This window comes from Amycolatopsis camponoti (assembly GCF_902497555.1).
Taxonomy (GTDB): Bacteria; Actinomycetota; Actinomycetes; order Mycobacteriales; family Pseudonocardiaceae; genus Amycolatopsis; species Amycolatopsis camponoti.
In genome coordinates, this window is record NZ_CABVGP010000003.1 from 344,341 (window position 1) to 363,986 (window position 19,646).

Sequence of the window (19,646 nt, forward strand, 5' to 3'; positions counted from 1 at the left end):
GGCGCTGGGCGTCATGACTTGCGTCACCCTGGTGCATCGGGGGCCTCCACGCCTGGCTCTGCCACCGCGTACGCCGTTGCGTTCAGGTCGATCGCCGGGAGCAGGCCTCCTGTCGGGTGGGCACTTACCTTCACCGTTATCGCGTCGCCGGCTTGGTGGGCTTCCAGGTTCGCGCCTGGTGGGGCGATCTGGTGGACGGCTGCCGCTGCCTCGTGGGGCTGGCCTCTGGCCAGGAGGCGCGCTGCCTCGTGGGCCGCGTCCGTGCAGCGCAGCTGGCTTGTCAGGAGCGTGAGACCCGCTACCAGCAGGACGGTCACCACCGTCAGGCCCGCCAGTCCGAGCGCCGCTTCGACCGTCACCGCGCCTTCGTCGTCGCCGGTCATGATGGGACCGTCAGGGCCTTCATGACCAGGCTTGTCAGCCATGAGACCACCGAGTCGCCGGTGAGAAGCGTGTAGAGGACAGCCGCGAAGGCTGCGACGGCGACCGTGACTATCGCGTACTCCACCGTGGTGGAGCCGTCGTCGGGCGCTGGGCTGCGGTGGGACGTGCGCATGGGATTTCCTTCGGTGGTTGTCGGGGTCAGAAGAGCGGGCCGAGGCGGGTGGCCAGGCCGAGGACTACCGGGAGGACGCCCAGGCAGAAGAAAGCCGGCAGGAAACACAGGCCGACCGGGAGCGCCAGCGCCACCCCGGCTCGTTCCGCGCGCTCCTCTGCCTCGGTGGCCAGCTCCTCGCGGAAGCGTCCGGCCAGGTCGGTGTTCGCCGCGGCGAACGCCGCGCCCGAGCGGGACGTCCGGATCGCCGTGGCCGCCAGTTCGCCGAGGCCCGGAATGGCCTTCACCGGCGCCCAGGCCTCTTCCGGACCGGAGCCGAGGGCGAGCAGGCCGGCGGTCGAGCGCAGTGCCGCACCTGCCGCGGCCGGCGCGGTGTCCGCCACCGCGTCGAGGGCCGACGGGACCGGTAGCCCGGCGCGGAGACATGCCGCCAGGAGATCGAGCGTTCCGGCGAGGCGGAGCTTGGCCGCCAGGTCGACGGTGGGTGCACGTGGCTGCCGGGTGCGACGGATCGCCCACCAGCCGGCCGCGGTCGCCAATGCGCCTGCGACCACTCCGGGCAGTCCGCCCATGAGCACTGCCGTCGATACGCCGCCCAGGGTGATCGCCATGTGCGGGACCGCTCGGGACCACTTGCGTGGTTCGGGGCTCGCGCTGCCGGCCAGCCAGGTGAAGCGCCGGGCTGTGGCTGAGTCGCTCGGCCAGATGAGGAGACCCGCGGCGAAGAGAAGGAGCGCGGTCGGGTTCATCGGAGTCGCACCCGGCCCGTCAGGGCACGGCACCAGGCCGTTCCGGCCCAGAGCAGGATGCTGCCGGCCACGAGCAGCAGCTGGCCTGGCGCGCTTTCCGTCAGCACGGGCAGCGGAGACGCGCCCATCGCCTGGCCGAGCACTACGCACAACGCGGGCAGGCCGGTGAGGACCGCCGCACTGGCTCGGGGGCCTGCCAGCTTCGCGCGCGCCCGGCGGGCGAATGTCAGGCTTGCTTCGGCGTCGCAGCGGGCCGCGTTCAGGACGTCCGCCATCGGCAGGCCGTAGCGCCTGCCCAGCGTCCAGGCCGCGGCCAGCTCCGGGAGGGCCGGGGCCCGCAGCTCGCCGTCGAGGCGGGCCGACGTCGCCAGCGCGTGGAGGTCGCCCGACACCGCCGGGACGACCTCGGCCGCCGCTTCCGCCGCCGTCACCGGGTGGGCGCCGGAGCGCAGCTCGGACACCATCGTGCGCAGGGCCGTCGCTGTGTGGGCCGCCCTCTCGAGGTCCGCGGTCGCCCGGCGGTGGGCTTGCCGCTCCTGGCGCCACGCCAGCGTCAGCACGCCGGCGGCGATCGCGCCCCCGACTCCGGCGAGCAAGCCCGCGACGGCCGCCGGGAGCAGCCAGCGGACCACGGCCCACACGTCCGGGAGGCGGACCATCGCCGGCTGCTCGACCGCGGCTTGGAGCCGGGTCGGTGCCGCCGGCCAGCACGCCAAGGCGGCGCCGACGCAGAGCGGGAACCACGCCGTGATCATCGCGGGCTCCTTCTTCGGCGCGGGAAGATGTTCACCAGCAAGGAGATGCGCACGAGCAGCAGGATCAGCACGCGAGCGCTCCCTTCGTGACGAACAGGTGCCGGTCGACCGTCCAGCGGCCCGCGCGCCACACCGGGACGACTCGCGCCCGGCCGTGTTCCGAGCGGAGCACGCCGACCTCCGCGAGACGGCGTCGGCCGCCGGGCTCGCGTCGCATGTGGAGGACTACGCGGATCGCCGCGACGAGCTGGCTGTGCACCGCTTCGCGACCCAAGCCGCCGAGGGCCGCCAGCGCCTCGATGCGGGCCGGTACCTCGGCCGGCGAGTTCGCGTGGACCGTGCACGCGCCGCCGTCGTGGCCCGTGTTCAAGGCCGTGAGCAAGGCACCGACCTCGGCGCCGCGGACCTCCCCGACCACCAGGCGGTCGGGACGCATGCGCAGCGCCTGCCGGACGAGCTCCGGCAGCTCCACCGCGCCCGCACCCTCCACATTGGCCGGGCGGGCGACGAGGCTGACGAACTGCGGGTGCGCGGGCTGCAGTTCACCGGCGTCCTCGACGCAGACGATCCGCTCGGCCGGGTCGACCGCGCCGAGCAGGGCGGCCAGGAGCGTCGTCTTGCCCGCGCCGGTGCCGCCCGTGACCAGGAACGCCATCCGCCGTGAGACGACCATCTCCAGCAGCTTCGCGCCGTTCGCGTCGAACGCGCCCAGCTCCCGCAACGTCGTGAGGTCGTGCGTCGCCGGGCGGAGGACGCGCAGCGACAGGCAGGTGCCGCCGGCCGCGACCGGGGGCAGGACGGCGTGTACGCGGATGCGGCCGTGCGGGCCGGCGCCGGGCAGCCAGCCGTCCACATAGGGCTGTGCGTCGTCGAGCCGGCGGCCCGCCGCGAGCGCGAGGCGCTGGGCGAGGCGGCGGACGGCTTCTTCGCCTCCGGTGAACCGGATTCCGGTGCGGGTGAGGCCGTCCGGACCGTCCGTCCAGACCTCGTCCGGGCCGGTGACCAGTACGTCGGTCGTCGCCGGGTTCTCGAGGAGCGGCGCCAGCGGGCCGGCGCCGACGAACTCGTCGCGGGCCAGGCGGGCCGCATCGAGCACAGCGTCGTGGCCGAGGGCACCGCCGGCTTCCGCGCGGACCGCCGTCGCGACGGCGACCGGGTCGGCTTGACGGCGATCGCCGGCGAGGCGGTTGCGGACGCGGTCCACGAAGTCGGTGGTCATGGCTTGCCCGCCTCGGTCCGGCTACGGAGGGCTGTCACCCGGGTGCCGGCCAGCACGGCCAGGAAGTTCTCCGCGCTCACCGGGCCGCGGCCGGCGAGGGTCAGGACCGTGGGCAGCAGAAGCTCGGACACCCTCAGCGGCGGTCCCGGTGGGCGGAGCCGGGCGGTCATCGGGCCGCCGCCCGGGCCTCGCGACGCGCCACGGCGAGGACGTCGGCCGCCGCCGTCGCCAGCGGGCCGGACGGCTTGGCCGGGAACTCGCCGCGTTCGATCGCCGCCGGCAAGCCCCGCTCCGGAGCCATCGACGCCAGCAGGGGCGGGCCGAGGAGACCGGCCGTCCGGACGGGCGAGGCGCCGGCCCGGGACCGTCCACACGCGACCACACCCAGGCGGGCCGTGAGTTCCGAGAGGGGCCGCAGCACCTGCTTCGCCGCCATGCAGGCGCGGAACTCCACCGGCACCACCAAGACCACCAGGTCGGCCACCGCGACCGCTTCCGCCGCCGCCTCGCCCAGGGTGCGCGGGAGGTCGCAGACCACCGTGCGGCCCGCACGGCGCCCGGCTGCGAGGACGGCCGATAGGGACTCGACCGCCGGGCCTTCGCCCTCCCGGCCGCACGCCAGCACCGGCAGGCTGCCGCCGCGATGCCTCCGCTGCGGGAGCGCAGCGGCCAGCGCCGGTACCGAGACGCGGCCGCTCAGCCGCACCTCCGACCAGCGTGGCCCTGGCGTCTTTTCCAAGCCCAGCAACAGGTCCAGGCCACCGCCGAGGGGATCGCAGTCCACCAGCAGGGCGCCGCCCGGATCCCGGTCGGCCGCCAGCGCCAGCGTCGCCGCGAAGACGGACGCGCCCGCGCCGCCCCGGCCGCCGACCACGGCGAGCACCAGGCCGGCTTCCTCCGCCGGGGTCTCGACGACGTCGGCGAACGCGCCGGCGAGCTCGGTTTCCTCCTCAGGCAACGAGATCACGCGCTCGACGCCGACGCGGAACGCGTGCTCCCACGTCCGGGTCCCCGGGCTGCCCTTGCAGACCAGGAGGATCCCGCCCCGCCGGGGCAGGACGGGCGAAAGCCGGGCGGCTTCTTCGTCGAGGACCACCAGTGGGGCCCGGGCCCAGTGCCCGCGGGCCGCCGTCAGGTCCGGTGCCCGGTCGAGCTCGCAGCCCGCGACCGCGGCCACGCGCAGGATCTCGTCGAGCACGGTTTCGTCCGCGGCGACCACGATCGGTCGTTCCCCCGTCATGAGTTGCTCCCCCGTCGTCGGTGCGGGCCGTGGGTGGCCCGGGTTCCACCGTCGCGGGGGGCGGGCCGGGGGCGCAATGGGCCGGGCGGGCAGCTGTGGACAACCGGGGTGTTGTGGACAACTGCCGCCCCACGGACGGCTCGTGGACCGGTTCCGCCGGTGGTCTGTGGCACGATCGCGCCCGCCCGCGACGCACGCGCGGCGGAAAACGCGGGAAATACCCGCGTCCGAAGATTCCTCCGCGCCGAAGAAATGGCGAACCGGCTCGCGGAAACGGAATCGAGAAAGGTAAGCGGAAGGCAAGACGACGCGCACCGAGGGGCGCGCGTCGAAAGGTAAGAAGAAGGTTAAGAGGGCGGCCCCCGCCAGGGGGGAGGGACGGGGGCCGCCGTGGGTTCAGCCCCGGGGGGTCGGACTGAACCGGCCCGGTTGGACACCGGGCTCCCTCACTGTAACTCCGCCGGTGGCCGGTTCGCGCACCGGGCGAGGCACACAGTTCGATAACGGCACGGCGCGCCGGAAGTGCCTTCCTGTCATGGATTTTCCGCCCGACACGGCACGCAGGTGGTGGATCAACGGGACGTGCCGCGATCAAGCTCTTATCCTGGGCATGTGGCCGAACCGAGCAGCGCCCCGTCGCGCATCCGGAACCCGGGCCCGGAGCACGCGGTGGCCGCGTTCTTCGACCTGGACAAGACGATCATCGCCTCGTCGAGCGCGCTGGCGTTCAGCAAACCATTGCTCAAAGAAGGATTGATCAACCGTCGCGCCGCGTTGCGAAGCGCCTACGCGCAGCTGGTGTTTTCCCTCGCCGGCGCCGACGAGAACAAGACCGAGCGGCTGCGGGCCGAGGTTTCCGCGCTCTGCGCCGGCTGGGACGTCGCGCAGGTTTCGTCGATCGTCCGGGAAACCCTGCACGACGTCGTCGATCCGCTCGTGTACGTGGAGGCGGCCGAACTGATCGCGCGGCACCGCGAAGACGGGCACGACGTCATCGTGCTGTCGGCGACCGGCGAGGAGGTCGTCGCGCCGGTGGCGGAAATGCTCGGCGCGACCCGGAGCGTCGCCACGCGGATGCAGATCGTCGACGGCCGCTATTCCGGCGAAGTCGACTTCTACTGCTACGGCGCCAACAAAGCCGTCGCCGCGAAGCAGCTCGCCGCCACGCACGGCTACGACCTCGCCGAGTGCTTCGCCTACACCGATTCGAGCACCGACATCCCGTTGCTCGAGGTCGTCGGGCACCCGCACGCGGTCAACCCGGACAAGCTCCTGCGGCGCGAGGCCCTCGACCGCGGCTGGCCGATCCTGGCCTTCGACCGGCCCATGTCGCTGCGCAGCCGGATCCCGACACGATCGGCGGGAATGGTGGCCCTCGGCGTCGGCGCGGTGGCCGCCGGAGCGACCTGGTACGGCCTCAATCGTCGCCGTCGGTCCCGGTAGCCGCCCGGGCCGCCACCCACACGGCCGTACGGTCTCCGCTTTGCTTGGCCCAGCCCCGAATTGTCCGTCGCGGAGGGTGCCCGTGTCACCCGATCCAGCCTCTGTACCGGTGCACCCATCCGCGCACTTGAAGTGACCGGGCTCACGGCGTAGAAAGTAGGTGCGGACGTTCGGTCGGCCAGGGAGCAGGTAGAAGAGAAGCCTGTTCCACCCCGGCAAACCTCCGTGCGCGGACTCCGGGTACCCACGCGCAGCGCGCCGCGGGAGGCTCGTCGTCTAGGGACTGCGTAGCGGGACGCCGCACGCCGAGTCCATGTAGGTACGACCAGAGTTGCACGCTTGGTCGCCCGAGAAGTTCGCGCTTGCAGGCGGCGCCCGTTGGCCCTTGGCCACGGGCGCCGCCTCGTTTATGTCCGGGGCAGCTCCGTCTATGTCGGGGCAGTTACGTCCAGGGCAGGGCGGAACAGCCGCCGCGCCACCCGTTCGGCCCCCTCGCACCTTGCGAACGGCGACTTTCTTACCGATCCGGGTATGAACTCCTCCGTTGGTGCGGTCGGTCGATGGACATCGACGGATTCGGTGAGTAGCTTCCCGATATTGGCGCTTCCGAGTGGACTTCTGACGTCCGCCGAGCGTCCGCAACTTTCTGGGAGGCTGGTCGTGACGACCCGAAATCGGAGGTTCCATGCGCTCGCCCTGCCCGTCGCGGGGGTGCTCGCCTTCACCGGTGTGGGTGTCGCGACCGCGGCGAGCGCGCCGCGGATGAGCGCGGACGCTCAGGCGGAAGCCGCCGCGACGCAGGCGTTGCGCGGGCTGACGCTCGAGCAGAAAGTCGGGCAGCTGTTCGTCACCTGGGTGAACGGCAAGACGGCCGACGAGGTGAACCCGAAGAACCAGACGGACTTCGGCGTCGACACCCCGGCGCAGGTGATCCGGAAGTACCACCTCGGCGGGGTCATCTACTTCAACAACGACTCGCGCGACAACTTCGACGACCCCGTGCAGGTCTCGAAGCTGTCCAACGGCCTCCAGAAGGCCGCCATCACCAGCGGGGCGCACATCCCGCTGCAGATCGCCGCCGACCAGGAGGGTGGCACGGTGACCCGGATGGGCGCGCCGGCCACCGAGTTCCCCAACGCCATGGCCATCTCCGCCGGGCGGGACACCGGCCGCGCGACGAAGGCCGCCACCATCCTCGGCCAGGAGCTGCGGGCCGTCGGGATCAACCAGGACTTCGCGCCCGACTCGGACGTCAACTCCAATCCCGTCAACCCGGTCATCGGCGTGCGGTCCTTCGCCGGCCAGCCCGGCTTGGCGGGCGACTTCGTCACCGCCGAGATCAAGGGCTTCCAGAAGTCGGTGGCCGCGACCTCGAAGCACTTCCCCGGCCACGGCGCGGCGCCGACCGACAGCCACACCGGGCTGCCGCGGATCGACAGCACCGAAGACCAGTGGCGGGCCACCGACGTGCCGCCGTTCAAGGCCGCCATCCAGGCCGGCATCGACTCGATCATGACCGCGCACATCCAGTTCCCGAGCCTCGACCCGTCGCTGGAGCCCGCGACGCTGTCGAAGCCGATCGTCACCGGCAAGCTGCGCAACGAGCTGCACTACAACGGCGTCGTCATCACCGACTCCCTCGAGATGCAGGGCGTGCGCGAGATGCACAGCGACGCCGAGATCCCGGTCCTCGCGCTCAAGGCCGGCGTCGACCAGCTGCTCATGCCGGTGCACCTCGAGGTCGCCATCAACTCGGTGCTCACCGCCGTGAAGTCCGGGGAGATCCCGATGCAGCGGATCGACCAGAGCGTGCTGCGCGTGCTGAAGCTGAAGTTCAAGAGCGGCATGCTCTTCGCGCCGTTCGTCGACCCGAACCGGGTGATGAAGACCGTCGGCACGCCGGCGAACCTCGCCACCGCGCAGGACATCGCCGACCGCGGCATCACGGCCGTCGCGAACGACGCCGGCCTCCTGCCGCTGAAGCAGAAGCCCGCCACGGCGCTCGTCACCGGCTGGGGCGCCACCACGACGGCGACGCTCGCGCAGAAGCTGACCGCCCACGGCACGGCCGCGACGGCGTACCAGACCGGCCAGGCCCCGACGGACACCCAGATCGCGCAGTCGGTCACCAACGCCAAGAACGTCGACCTGGTCGTCGTGCTGACCAACAACATCGGCGGCTTCCCCCTGCAGACCAAGCTCCTCGACGCACTACAGGCCACCGGAAAGCCGGTCGTCGCGGTCGCCGCGCAGATCCCGTACGACGCGGGCTACGCGAGCACCGTCAAGACCTGGCTGGCGACCTACGGCTACATCGGGCCGACGCTGGAAGCACTGGCCAAGGTGATCCTCGGCGAGACGAAGCCGGTCGGGAAGCTGCCGGTCGACATCCCGGCGGGGGCCGACGTGCACACCGTGAAGTACCCCTTCGGCCACGGGCTGACCTGGTGAACCTGAACCGGCGCCACTTCCTCGGCGCGGGCGCGCTCGCGGTCCCGGTCTTCGCGGGCGGCTCGGCCGTCGCCGGAGCCCAGCCCCAGGACCAGGCGCAGCCCCAGGCCCACCCGGGCCGCGTCCTCACCGGCGCCGAGCAGCTGGCCGCGCAGGGCTGGCGGTCCTTCAAGGGCCGCAAGCTCGGTGTGCTGTCGAACCCGACCGGGGTCCTGCTGAACGGCGACCACATCGTCGACTCGATGGTCGCGGCCGGCGTGCGGCCGGTCGCGGCCTTCGGGCCGGAGCACGGCTTCCGCGGCAGCGCGCAGGCCGGCGGCTCCGAGGGCGACTACACCGACCCGAGGACCGGCGTCCCGGTGTACGACGCGTACGGCGTCGACGCGACGAAGCTCGCTTCGCTGTTCACCAAGGCGGGCGTCGACACGGTCGTCTTCGACATCGCCGACGTCGGCGCGCGCTTCTACACCTACATCTGGTCGCTCTACACGGCGATGGTGGCCGCGGCGCGGGTCAACGCCGCCTTCGTCGTGCTCGACCGGCCGAACCCGATCGGCGGCCGGGCGGCCGGCCCGCTGCTCGACCCGAAGTTCTCCTCGGGCATCGGCAAGAAGCCGATCGTCCAGCAACACGGCATGACCGTCGGCGAGCTGGCGCGCTTCTTCGCCGAGGAGTTCCTCCCCGGCGAAGGCGTGAAGCTCGCGAAGCTGGACGTCGTCCAGGTACGCGGCTGGCAGCGCGACACGCTCTTCGCGCAGACCGGGCTCAACTGGGTCCTGCCGAGCCCGAACATGCCGACCCCGGACACGGCGCTCGTCTACCCCGGCACCGGCATGTTCGAAGGCACGGTGTTCTCCGAGGGCCGCGGCACGACCAGGCCGTTCGAGATCATCGGCGCGCCCGGGCTCGACTGGCACTGGCGGGAGAAGCTCGAGGACCTGCGGCTGCCCGGGGCGAAGTTCCGCGAGATCTACTTCGTGCCGACCTTCAGCAAGTTCGTCAACCAGACCTGCGGAGGCGTGCAGGTCAGCGTCGACGACCCCCGGGCGTTCGACGCCATCCGGACCGCGGTCGCCATGCTCGTCACGGCGAAGGCACTGCACCCGGACGTCTTCGCCTGGCGCCCCGACAACTACATCGACAAGCTTTCCGGGTCCGACCGGCTCCGGACCATGGTCGACGCCGGGGCGGGCGTCGACGAGGTCACCGGGGCCTGGCGGGCCGAGCTCGCCGAGTTCGACAAGAGACGTCGCCACTACCTGCTCTACCGCTGAGGGGGCACTCGTGCGTGCTAGGAAGGTCATCGCCGCGGCCACCGGAGTGCTGGTCGCACTGACCACGTTGACCTCGGGAGCCAGCGCCATCGGACGCCATGACGACGCGGGCCGCTTCGACCGGCCGCAGCAGGGCTTCGCGTCCCCGTGGACGACCCTGCGCGACGGCCGGCCGAAGGACGTCGACCTCGACCCGGCGCCGATCAAGGCCGCCGAGGACTTCCTCGCGAGCTGGACGAAGCCGGACGCCACCGGGCACCCGCACTTCTCCGGCGCGGTCGGCCTGCTGGCCCACGACGGCGTGGTCGTCGACCGGTACGCCGTCGGCGGCGCGCTGCGGTACGCCGACGCCACCGGCACGGAGCTGCCGGCGGACCAGCAGGTCCCGATGCGCAACGACACGATCTTCGACATGGCGTCGATCTCGAAGCTGTTCACCTCGATCGCCGTGCTGCAGCTCGTCGAACGCGGCCAGCTCACCATCGACACCCCGGTGAGCCGGTTCTTCCCGGAGTTCGCCACCGGCGACAAGGCCGCCATCACGATCAAGATGCTGCTCACGCACGTCTCGGGCTTCGACGCCGACCCGATCCCGTCGCTGTGGGCCGGCTACCCCGACATCCCGTCGCGCCGGCAGGCGGTGCTCGACAGCCCGCTGAAGAACAAGCCGGGCACGACCTACCTCTACTCCGACATCAACCTGCTCACCCTCGGCTTCATCGTCGAGAAGCTCACCGGGCAGCCGCTCGACAAGGTGGTCCACGACCGGATCACCGCGCCGCTGGGCATGGTCGACACGGGGTACAACCCGCCGGCGTCGAAGCTGAACCGGGTCGCCGCGACGGAGTTCGAGGCCAACCCGCCGCGCGGGATGGTGCGCGGCAGCGTGCACGACGAGAACGCGTGGTCGCTCGGCGGGGTCGCCGGGCACGCCGGGGTGTTCAGCACCGCGACCGACATGGCTGTCCTCGCCCAGACGATGCTCAACGGCGGCAGCTACCGCGGGCACCGGATCCTCGGCGAGGAGACCGTGCGGCAGATGATGCTGACGAACTACAACCAGCAGTTCCCGGACGACGCGCACGGCCTGGGCTTCGAGCTCGACCAGCCCTGGTACATGGGCGCGCTGGCCTCCCCGGTCACCGCCGGGCACACCGGCTTCACCGGGACGACGCTGGTCATCGACCCCGAGTCGCGCTCCTTCGCGATCCTGCTGACCAACCGTGTGCACCCGAGCCGGAGCTGGGGCTCGATCAACACCGCGCGCCAGGTCTGGGCGACGTCGCTGGCCAGGGCGATGGCCGTCCGGCCGGCCGTCGGGAAGGACGCCTGGACGAGCACGCTGGGTAACGCGAGCGCCGCCACGCTCAGTACGCGTCCGTTTACTACGCAAAGTGATCAAGCACGGGTGTCCTTCTACGCCTTCGTGGACACCGAGGGAAGCACTGATCCATTACAGCTGCAGGCGTCCACCGACGGGGTGAACTGGCAACCGATCGCGCTATCGGTTTCCGGGCCGGGCGCACCCTCCGGAGATGTGACGTCGCTCTCCGGACACGGACACCGTGCCTGGTGGAAGGCGAGCGGCGTGCTGCCCCAAGGCGCGTCGATGAGCCTCCGCTGGCGTTACAGCACCGATCCGAACTACACGGGCCGCGGTGTTTCGGTCGACGGTGTGAAAGTCACCGAGAGCGGCCGATCACTCCTCGACGGTGAACGGAACCCCGCGGTTTTCGTCGCAGAGGGTTGGCAGTTGAGCGCAAGGTGACCGACCTGTCGCACACCGTCCAACTCTGACCCCAGTTAACCGTCTCCTTGCCGTTTGCGCAGCGACACTAAGTTGCCAAGTCGTTAGCTTGACCTCGTTAACAAGACCGACCTGGTTGGCGACTTTCTGGTCAGTGATTAATCGCAAATCCAGATCCGCAGACACGGATGGGTTGCGAGAGGACTGAAGGGTGTGGGTAGCCTTGTCGCAGATGCCAACGGTTAGTAACTTTCCGACGGTGAGTGATACCGAATCCGTAGTCGGCACGGCACCGTCCGAGCCCGTATCGGTCCAGATGGCCGCACGGGACGCGGACTCCAGCCCGCTGGTGCGCATCCGGTCGTTGCTCCCTGGCCTGGCCCGCGCGGAGCAGCGCGTGGCGAAGGTCGTGCTGGAGGATCCCGCGCACGTCGCGAGACGCAGCATCACCGAGGTGGCCCTGGCCGCCAACACGAGCGAGACGACGGTGACGCGCTTCTGCAAGGCCGTCGGCGTCGGCGGGTACCCGCAGCTGCGCATCGCGCTGGCCGCGGACACCGCGCGCACCGAGGCGCGCACCACGCGCAACCTCGGCGGCGAGATCGGCCCGGACGACGACCTGGCGGCCGTCATCGGCAAGGTCAGCTTCGCCGACGCGCGGGCCGTCGAGGAGACGGCCGACCAGCTCGACGTCGCCACGCTGGAGCGCGTGATCGAGGTCGTCGCGAGCGCCGGCCGCGCGGACGTCTACGGCGTGGGCGCCAGCGCCTTCGTCGCCGCGGACCTGCAGCAGAAGCTGCACCGCATCGGCCGCGTGTGCTTCGCGTGGTCGGACACGCACATCATGCTGACCTCGGCCGCGGTGCTGAGCCCGGGCGACGTCGCGATCGGCGTCTCGCACACCGGCGCGACCACCGACACCGTCGAGGCGCTGCGGGTGGCCAGGGAGCACGGCGCGATCACCATCGCCGTGACGAACTTCCCGCGGTCGCCGATCACCGAGGTCGCCGACTACGTTTTGACGACCGCGGCGCGGGAAACCACGTTCCGTTCGGGGGCGACGGCGAGCCGCATCGCCCAGCTCACCGTCATCGACTGCCTGTTCATCGGCGTCGCGCAGCGGCACATGGACGCGTCGGTCAACGCCCTGGACGCCACCAGGGACGCGGTCGGCTCGCACCGCCTGGGGGTCAGGCCGGACGGTCGTCGCCGTCCTCGGGAAACCGGCAAATAGTGACCGGAGAAAATGTGAGGCGCATGATGACCGTCCCCGTGCAGGCGGTGCACGTCGATTCGCCGACCGAAACCCGCAATCCCCGCACCACGGACATCGACCTGATGTCCACCGCGGGGATCCTGGGCGCGATCAACGCCGAGGACCGCACGGTCGCCGGCGCGGTCGCCGCGGTGCTGCCCCAGGTGGCGCGCGCGGTGGACTACGCCGTGGACGCGCTGCGGGCCGGTGGCCGGGTGCACTACGTCGGTGCGGGGACGTCCGGGCGCCTGGCCACGCTGGACGCGGCCGAGCTGGTGCCGACGTTCAACGTGCCGGCCGACTGGTTCATCGCGCACCACGCCGGCGGCGAGCGCGCGCTGCGCCAGGCCGTCGAAAACGCGGAGGACGACGACGGGGCCGGCGCGGCCGAGATGGCCGCCATGGTCCAGCCGGGTGACTTCGTGCTGGGGCTGACGGCGTCGGGCAGGACGCCGTACGTCCTGGGTGCGCTGCTCGCGGCCCAGCGCCAGGGCGCCCACACCGGCCTGGTGTCCGGCAACGCGAAGGCCGCCAAGCCGGCGGGCGTCGACGTGCTCATCGCCGTCGACACCGGTCCGGAGGCGATCGCCGGGTCGACCCGGATGAAGGCGGGCACGGCGCAGAAGATGATCCTCACGTCGTTTTCGACGGCGACGATGATCAAGCTGGGCCGGACCTACTCCAACCTGATGGTCAGCATGCGGGCGACGAACGCGAAGCTGCGCGGCCGGACCATCCGCATCCTGCAGGAAGCCACCGGCATGACGATGGCGGACTGCTCGGACGCGCTCACCGAGGCCGGGGGCGACCTCAAGGTGGCGCTGGTGCACTTGCTGTCCGGGGAGGACGTCAAGAGCGCGGCCAAGGCTCTGCACGTCTCCGGCGGGCACGTCCGGAAGGCGCTCGACCTGGTGCGGGTCCGCGCGAGCTAGATCTCATCTGTTCACCTGTCTAACCTCTCAGATGAGAGGGAAGGCGGGTGGCCGATGGAGGGCACAGAGGACTCGCGGCGCGGGCTGTCGCGCCGCGAGTGGGTGTCGATCGGCGGGATGGCCGGGTTCATCCTGCTGCTCAACGTCGTGGGCTGGGTGGTGCTGGCGGTCTTCGTCGCACCCCGGCACTACGCGCTCGGCGCGTCCGGCGTCTTCGGGATCGGGCTGGGCGTCACGGCGTTCACGCTCGGCATGCGGCACGCGTTCGACGCCGACCACATCGCCGCGATCGACAACACCACCCGCAAGCTGATGGCCGACGGCCAGCGGCCGCTCTCGGTCGGCTTCTGGTTCTCCCTCGGGCACTCGACGATCGTCTTCGCGCTGTGCCTGCTGCTCTCCCTCGGCGTCCGCGCGCTGGCCGGGCCGGTCGAGGACGACTCGTCGGCGTTGCACCAGACGACCGGCCTGATCGGGACGTCGGTGTCCGGCGTGTTCCTGTACGTGATCGCGATCCTGAACCTCGTCGTGCTGATCGGCATCCTGCGGGTGTTCCGGCGGATGCGCCACGGCGAGTTCGACGAGGCCGCGCTGGAGCACCAGTTGAACAACCGCGGCCTGCTGAACCGCGTGCTGCGCGGGGCGACGAAGGCCGTACGCAAGCCGTGGCACATCTACCCGGTCGGCCTGCTGTTCGGGCTGGGTTTCGACACCGCGACCGAGATCGGCCTGCTGGTGCTCGCCGCCGGCGCCGCCACGTTCGCCTTGCCCTGGTACGCGATCCTCGTACTGCCGATCCTGTTCGCCGCCGGCATGAGCCTGTTCGACACCGTGGACGGCTGCTTCATGAACTTCGCCTACGGCTGGGCGTTCGCGAAGCCGGTGCGCAAGATCTTCTACAACATCACGGTGACGACGCTGTCGGTCGCCGTCGCGTTCGTCATCGGCACGATCGAGCTAGTCTCGATCCTCACCGAGAAGCTGGACATCACCTCGGGGCCGCTGGCCGCGATCGCGTCGGTGGACCTGGACTACGTCGGCTTCGGGATCGTCGGGCTGTTCGTGCTGACGTGGGTCGTCGCACTCGCGGTGTGGCGGTTCGGGCGCATCGAAGAGAAATGGTCGGCGAAACTGTCCGGCTAGACGAGTCGGCGCTCCGGCATCCGAGCAGGTTCGCCATCGGGACGTGGCCGATACCGGACAATGGCCGCGATTGACTCTGCCGGAGCCGCAACCCGGCGGCCGACAATCCCTTCAGGGACGGCACGGTCTCGTGCCGCCGAGGGAGGAAAAATGTTCAGACGGGCTTTGCTGACCGCGACAGCGATTTGCGCGGCACTGTTCTCCGTGGCAGCACTTCCGGCACAGGCCGCCACCTCGCCGACGGGCGGAACGGGCGGTACTGCTCTTCAGGTTCCTGCCGGTGAGTCGATGTTCGCCTTCGACATGGGACCCGCGCCGGCCTCGACGCCCCGGAGCGGTGAATCGGTGAGCAGCTCACCGAAGTGTTCGAGCACGGGCACTTACGGGGTACTCCGCTACCAGGTCTGCTTCCGCTACAACTGCGACAGCAAGAGCTGCAACACCTGGGCGTACCTGGGCATCGTCAACAACGCCACCACCCCGCGCTCGGTCGACTGGCATCTGACTTACTCGACCTCGTACAACCCGGGTGTGTACACCTGGGACGACTCGGGGACGAATTCCATCGCCGCCACGGATCAGCAGACGATTTTCTCCGGCCGCTCGTGGCACCACTACTACTGCAACTTCCGCCACAACGAACAGCTCATCGTCCAGTACGGCTCAGCCGACTGGAGCCCCGAAGTCGTGGCGAGCGACTATCTCGCCTGCGTGTAGCCATCCGGCTCGCCGGATAGCACACCCAGAGCCGAAGGGATTCGGCTCTGGGTGTCACGCTCAGGAAGCGGCGTCCGAAATGCTTTTCGCTTCGCGCGCACCGGCTTCGAACGCTTCGCAATTGAAGAGCAGCCACGCGCGTACGCCATCCGGCGTCCCGCTCGCGAATCCCTCGGCGGCTTCCAGATACCGGGGCACACGGCGGAAGAACGCGACCTCGGGGATGCTCAGGGCTTTCGGGTCCAGGCCCGTCGCGATCATCGTCAGCCGCGCCGCGGCCCGTGCTACGACGCCGTCCGCGCTGCCGAACGGCTTGAGCGCCAACAGTTCCCCGTGCACGACTGCCGTCAGGACCGGGCCCGGCACCGACGTCGCGCCCGTCACGAGCTGAGCGAGCAGCTCGAGGCGGCCACCGCCGGAATGCGGGCGCCCCAACGCATCCGGGTCGCTGACCAGGTCCGCCGCGGCGAGGACGTGCATGCGGGCCAACGCTTGCATCGGCGCGCGGCGCCACGTCGGGAGCAGCGTCTCCAACGTCTCCGCGACGCGCAGCGCGCCGGCGAGCACCGGGTCGGCCACCGAACCGTCGGCGGGCAGCTCCGGGTTGGCGCCTTCGATCCCCGCCGACGCGCGAGCCGCACGCACCGACGCTTCGGCCGCGGTCGCCGCGCCGCCACGGAGGTTGGCGGGCAGGCGGTGCACCGCGAAGACGGCGTCCTGCGCGGACTTCGCGGCCGCCGCGACGCCTTCGAGGTCGAGGAGGGGCTTGAGCGGATCAGGCATCGAGAACCTGGCCTTCGCGGGAGACCACGGGCGGCAGCACCGACCACGGGAAGTTGATCCAGCGGTCGGTGTGCCGCCAGACGTACTCGCACTTGACCGTGGAATGCGGCTTCTCGTAGACGACGGCCGAGCGCACCTCGGCGACGTGCGCGACGCAGAAGTCGCGGACCAGCTTGAGCGTGGCGCCGGTGTCGGCGACGTCGTCGGCGATCAGCACCTTCTTGCTCGTGAGGTCGACGACGTTGGGCACCGGCGGCAGCATCACCGGGAGGTCGAGGCGCTGGTCGACGCCGGTGTAGAACTCGACGTTCATCACGTGCAGGTTCTTCACGTCGAGCGCGTAGCCGAGCGCGCCGGCGACGAACAGCCCGCCGCGCGCGATGGACAGGATGAGGTCCGGCGCGAAGCCGTCGTCGGCGATGGTGTGAGCCAGTTCACGGCTCGCGGTGCCGAACAGCTCCCAGCTCAGCTCTTCCCGCTCTTCGGCCATCGATCTCGCCCTTCGTCGTGGTCAGCCGAGCATAGGCAACGCCGAAGTGGTCTTCGGAAATGCTCGGAAATTGGCTATCCAAGGTAGCCAAAACCGACTTTAAGGTGATCTCGTGAGCGACTGGAGCACCCGACCGACCCTGTCCGGCGAGCACGTCCGCCTGGAGCCGCTGACGCCCGAGCACGCCAAGGGCCTGTTCGAGGCCGGCACCGACCCGGGCATCTGGGCGTGGCTGAGCATCCGGCAGCCGGGTGATCTCCCCGCGGCGGAGCGCATGGTCGAGCAGGCGCTCGCCGACCCCGACCGGCGGCCCTTCGCGCAGATCGACGTCGCGTCCGGCCGCGTCGCCGGGACGACGTCGTACTACCAGGTCGTCGCGCCGCACCGGATCCTCTCGATCGGGCACACGTGGATCGGCGCGGACTGGCAGCGGACCGGTCTGAACACCGAGTCGAAGCTGCTCCTGCTCACCCACGCGTTCGAAACCCTTGACGCGCAACGGGTCTGCTGGGAAACCGACATCCGCAACCTCCGTTCGCAACGCGCCATCGAACGACTTGGCGCGCTTCGGGAAGGCGTGCTGCGCGCGCACCGGATCCGGCCGGACGGCTCGTCCCGCGACACCGTCACCTATTCGATGCTGGCACCGGAGTGGCCGGCGGCGAAGGCCCGTCTGAGCGAACGCTTAGTCACCGGGGCTCGCCTGGCTCGGTGAAACGACAGGGCAACGTGGGTGCAACCTTTTACAAGGCGGACTAACGTCGCTAGCGTGCCGCTAGCCGTCGTTTCGGCGCACTACAGGAGGCCTTGCAACCATGACCGAGCAGTCCCCAGCCCTGGACAACCTGCTCACCGAGAGCCGCACGTTCCCGCCCAGTGAAGATTTCGCTGCTCAGGCCAATGCGCAGGCCGATCTCTACGCCGAGGCGGACGCTGATCGCGAAGCGTTCTGGGCGAAGCAGGCGGAGCGGCTGACGTGGGACACGAAGTGGACCACGGTACTGGACTGGACCAATGCGCCGTTCGCGAAGTGGTTCGTGGGCGGGAAGCTGAACGTCGCGTACAACTGCGTCGACCGGCACGTCGAGTCCGGGCACGGCGAGCAGGTCGCGATCCACTGGGTCGGCGAGCCGGGTGACACGCGGGACATCACCTACGCCGAGCTGAAGAGCGAGGTTTCCCGGGCCGCCAACGCACTCACGTCGCTGGGCGTCACCGCCGGCGACGTCGTCGCGATCCAGCTGCAGATGGTCCCCGAGGCCATCTTCGCCATGCTCGCGTGCGCGCGGATCGGCGCGCTGCACAACGTGGTCTTCGGCGGCTTCTCCCCGACGGCGCTGCGGGCCCGCGTCGACGACGCCGCCGCGAAGGTCGTGATCACCTCCGACGGGCAGTTCCGCCGCGGCAAGGCCGCGCCGATGAAGGCCAATGTCGACGAAGCGCTCGAAGGCGCCGAAACCGTCGAGAAGGTCATCGTCGTGAAGCGCACGGGCGACAAGCTCGAGGGCGACGTCCCGTGGACCGACGGCCGCGACCTGTGGTGGCACGAGCTCGTCGACGGACAGTCCGAAGAGCACACTCCCGAAGCGTTCGACAGCGAGCACCCGCTGTTCATCCTCTACACGTCCGGGACGACCGGGAAGCCGAAGGGCATCCTGCACACCTCCGGCGGCTACCTGACGCAGACGGCGTACACGCACCACAACGTCTTCGACCACAAGGCCGGCGAAGACGTCTACTGGTGCACCGCCGACATCGGCTGGATCACCGGCCACAGCTACATCGTCTACGGCCCGCTCGCCAACCGCGTCACGCAGGTCGTCTACGAAGGCACGCCGAACACCCCGCACGAGGGGCGCCACTGGGAGATCGTCCAGAAGTACAAGGTCTCCCTCTACTACACGGCCCCGACGCTGATCCGCACCTTCATGAAGTGGGGCGCGGAAATCCCGGAGAAGTACGACCTGTCGTCGCTGCGGGTGCTGGGCTCGGTCGGCGAGCCGATCAACCCCGAGGCGTGGATCTGGTACCGCGAGAACATCGGCGCGGGCAAGGCGCCGATCGTCGACACGTGGTGGCAGACCGAGACCGGCGCGATCATGATCTCGCCGCTGCCGGGCGTCACCTCGACGAAGCCGGGCTCCGCGCAGAAGGCGCTGCCGGGCATCTCCGCGAAGGTCGTCGACGACCAGGGCACCGAGGTCGGCCCGGGCGGCGGCGGGTACCTCGTGCTCGACAAGCCGTGGCCGTCGATGCTGCGGGGCGTCTGGGGCGACGAGGAGCGCTTCCGCGACACCTACTGGTCGCGCTTCAAGGACCAGGGCTTCTACTTCGCCGGCGACGGCGCGAAGTACGACAATGACGGTGACGTCTGGCTGCTGGGCCGCGTCGACGACGTGATGAACGTGTCCGGCCACCGCATCTCGACGACCGAGGTCGAGTCGGCGCTGGTTTCGCACCCGACGGTGGCCGAGGCCGCGGTCGTCGGCGCGACCGACCCGACGACCGGGCAGGGCATCGTCGCGTTCGTCATCCTGCGCGGCAACGCCGTCGACGGCGGCGAGGAGGCCATCCAGGCCCTGCGCAACCACGTCGCCAAGGAGATCGGGCCGATCGCGAAGCCGCGGCAGATCATGGTCGTGCCGGAGCTGCCGAAGACGCGTTCGGGCAAGATCATGCGCCGCCTCCTGCGCGATGTCGCGGAGAACCGGCAGGTCGGCGACGTCACCACGCTGGCCGACTCGTCGGTGATGGACCTGATCTCGACGGGCCTGAAGACGGGCAAGTCCGAGGAGTGAGCTAGCGTTCTCTTCGTCAGAGCCCTTCCGGCTTCGCGCCGGAAGGGCTCTGTCATGACACCCCCGAGTGGCGCGGCTCGAACGCATGTTCTAC

General features: G+C 70.4%; 19 protein-coding genes. 10 read left to right on the plus strand and 9 right to left on the minus strand.

Translation table 11 applies throughout. The features are described from left to right. Positions 1 to 23: 23 nt before the first annotated feature. From AA23TX_RS37900 to ssd, 7 genes are all read right to left on the minus strand, one after another. Positions 24 to 359, minus strand: a complete 336-nt coding sequence (locus AA23TX_RS37900; RefSeq protein WP_155549326.1) for a TadE family type IV pilus minor pilin — start codon at positions 357 to 359, stop codon at positions 24 to 26. A gap of 20 nt (positions 360 to 379) precedes the next feature. Then, positions 380 to 556 carry a DUF4244 domain-containing protein gene (locus AA23TX_RS37905; protein WP_155547812.1) on the minus strand — a complete coding sequence of 59 codons (177 nt, stop codon included), beginning with the start codon at positions 554 to 556 and terminating at the stop codon, positions 380 to 382. A gap of 26 nt (positions 557 to 582) precedes the next feature. Next, positions 583 to 1,305: a type II secretion system F family protein gene (locus AA23TX_RS37910; RefSeq protein WP_155547813.1), complete on the minus strand. Its 723-nt coding sequence runs from the start codon at positions 1,303 to 1,305 to the stop codon at positions 583 to 585. Continuing rightward, positions 1,302 to 2,060, minus strand: a complete 759-nt coding sequence (locus tag AA23TX_RS37915) for a type II secretion system F family protein (protein ID WP_155547814.1) — start codon at positions 2,058 to 2,060, stop codon at positions 1,302 to 1,304. The genes AA23TX_RS37910 and AA23TX_RS37915 overlap by 4 nt, the downstream gene beginning before the upstream one ends. A 64-nt stretch (positions 2,061 to 2,124) precedes the next feature. Next, the gene (locus AA23TX_RS37920) at positions 2,125 to 3,279 is read right to left on the minus strand and encodes a TadA family conjugal transfer-associated ATPase (protein ID WP_155547815.1); all 1,155 of its coding nucleotides are present in this window, start codon (positions 3,277 to 3,279) and stop codon (positions 2,125 to 2,127) included. Next, complete coding sequence (locus tag AA23TX_RS50845; protein ID WP_277875460.1) at positions 3,276 to 3,410, minus strand: hypothetical protein; 135 nt, start codon at positions 3,408 to 3,410, stop codon at positions 3,276 to 3,278. Before AA23TX_RS50845 ends, AA23TX_RS37920 begins: the two co-directional genes overlap by 4 nt. Positions 3,411 to 3,445: 35 nt before the next feature. Next, a complete protein-coding gene (gene ssd / locus AA23TX_RS37925; protein ID WP_155547816.1) occupies positions 3,446 to 4,519 on the minus strand; it encodes a septum site-determining protein Ssd in 1,074 nt (357 codons plus the stop codon). A gap of 612 nt (positions 4,520 to 5,131) precedes the next feature. Here ssd and AA23TX_RS37930 point away from each other — a divergent pair. The 8 genes from AA23TX_RS37930 to AA23TX_RS37965 all read left to right on the plus strand — a co-directional run bounded on the left by AA23TX_RS37930 (position 5,132) and on the right by AA23TX_RS37965 (position 15,481). Next, positions 5,132 to 5,962 (plus strand): HAD family hydrolase, encoded by an 831-nt coding sequence (locus tag AA23TX_RS37930; protein WP_155547817.1) that lies wholly within the window; start codon positions 5,132 to 5,134, stop codon positions 5,960 to 5,962. Between the two features lie 711 nt (positions 5,963 to 6,673). Beyond that, entirely contained in the window at positions 6,674 to 8,413 is a 1,740-nt protein-coding gene (locus AA23TX_RS37935) for a glycoside hydrolase family 3 protein (RefSeq protein WP_155549327.1), read from the plus strand. Further along, a complete protein-coding gene (locus tag AA23TX_RS37940; RefSeq protein ID WP_155547818.1) occupies positions 8,410 to 9,687 on the plus strand; it encodes an exo-beta-N-acetylmuramidase NamZ family protein in 1,278 nt (425 codons plus the stop codon). The genes AA23TX_RS37935 and AA23TX_RS37940 overlap by 4 nt, the downstream gene beginning before the upstream one ends. Before the next feature lie 46 nt (positions 9,688 to 9,733). Continuing rightward, positions 9,734 to 11,455 carry a serine hydrolase domain-containing protein gene (locus tag AA23TX_RS37945; protein ID WP_155549328.1) on the plus strand — a complete coding sequence of 574 codons (1,722 nt, stop codon included), beginning with the start codon at positions 9,734 to 9,736 and terminating at the stop codon, positions 11,453 to 11,455. Positions 11,456 to 11,750: 295 nt separating this feature from the next. Continuing rightward, the gene (locus AA23TX_RS37950) at positions 11,751 to 12,668 is read left to right on the plus strand and encodes a MurR/RpiR family transcriptional regulator (RefSeq protein WP_196425912.1); all 918 of its coding nucleotides are present in this window, start codon (positions 11,751 to 11,753) and stop codon (positions 12,666 to 12,668) included. A gap of 23 nt (positions 12,669 to 12,691) precedes the next feature. Then, positions 12,692 to 13,621: an N-acetylmuramic acid 6-phosphate etherase gene (locus AA23TX_RS37955; protein ID WP_155547819.1), complete on the plus strand. Its 930-nt coding sequence runs from the start codon at positions 12,692 to 12,694 to the stop codon at positions 13,619 to 13,621. 54 nt (positions 13,622 to 13,675) lie between these two features. After that, the gene (nicT, locus tag AA23TX_RS37960) at positions 13,676 to 14,764 is read left to right on the plus strand and encodes a Nickel transporter NicT (RefSeq protein ID WP_155547820.1); all 1,089 of its coding nucleotides are present in this window, start codon (positions 13,676 to 13,678) and stop codon (positions 14,762 to 14,764) included. Between the two features lie 150 nt (positions 14,765 to 14,914). Next, complete coding sequence (locus AA23TX_RS37965; RefSeq protein WP_155547821.1) at positions 14,915 to 15,481, plus strand: hypothetical protein; 567 nt, start codon at positions 14,915 to 14,917, stop codon at positions 15,479 to 15,481. 60 nt (positions 15,482 to 15,541) lie between these two features. Here the strand turns inward: AA23TX_RS37965 and AA23TX_RS37970 are convergent, their stop codons facing one another. Continuing rightward, positions 15,542 to 16,264 carry a Fic family protein gene (locus AA23TX_RS37970; RefSeq protein WP_155547822.1) on the minus strand — a complete coding sequence of 241 codons (723 nt, stop codon included), beginning with the start codon at positions 16,262 to 16,264 and terminating at the stop codon, positions 15,542 to 15,544. Beyond that, positions 16,257 to 16,754, minus strand: coding sequence for a phosphoribosyltransferase (locus AA23TX_RS37975; protein WP_155547823.1), 498 nt, complete (start codon positions 16,752 to 16,754; stop codon positions 16,257 to 16,259). The genes AA23TX_RS37970 and AA23TX_RS37975 overlap by 8 nt, the downstream gene beginning before the upstream one ends. Before the next feature lie 112 nt (positions 16,755 to 16,866). Between AA23TX_RS37975 and AA23TX_RS37980 the strand changes: the two genes are divergently transcribed. Next, complete coding sequence (locus AA23TX_RS37980; protein ID WP_155547824.1) at positions 16,867 to 17,469, plus strand: GNAT family N-acetyltransferase; 603 nt, start codon at positions 16,867 to 16,869, stop codon at positions 17,467 to 17,469. 100 nt (positions 17,470 to 17,569) lie between these two features. Next, entirely contained in the window at positions 17,570 to 19,552 is a 1,983-nt protein-coding gene (gene acs, locus AA23TX_RS37985; RefSeq protein WP_155547825.1) for an acetate--CoA ligase, read from the plus strand. Positions 19,553 to 19,646 lie beyond the last annotated feature (94 nt).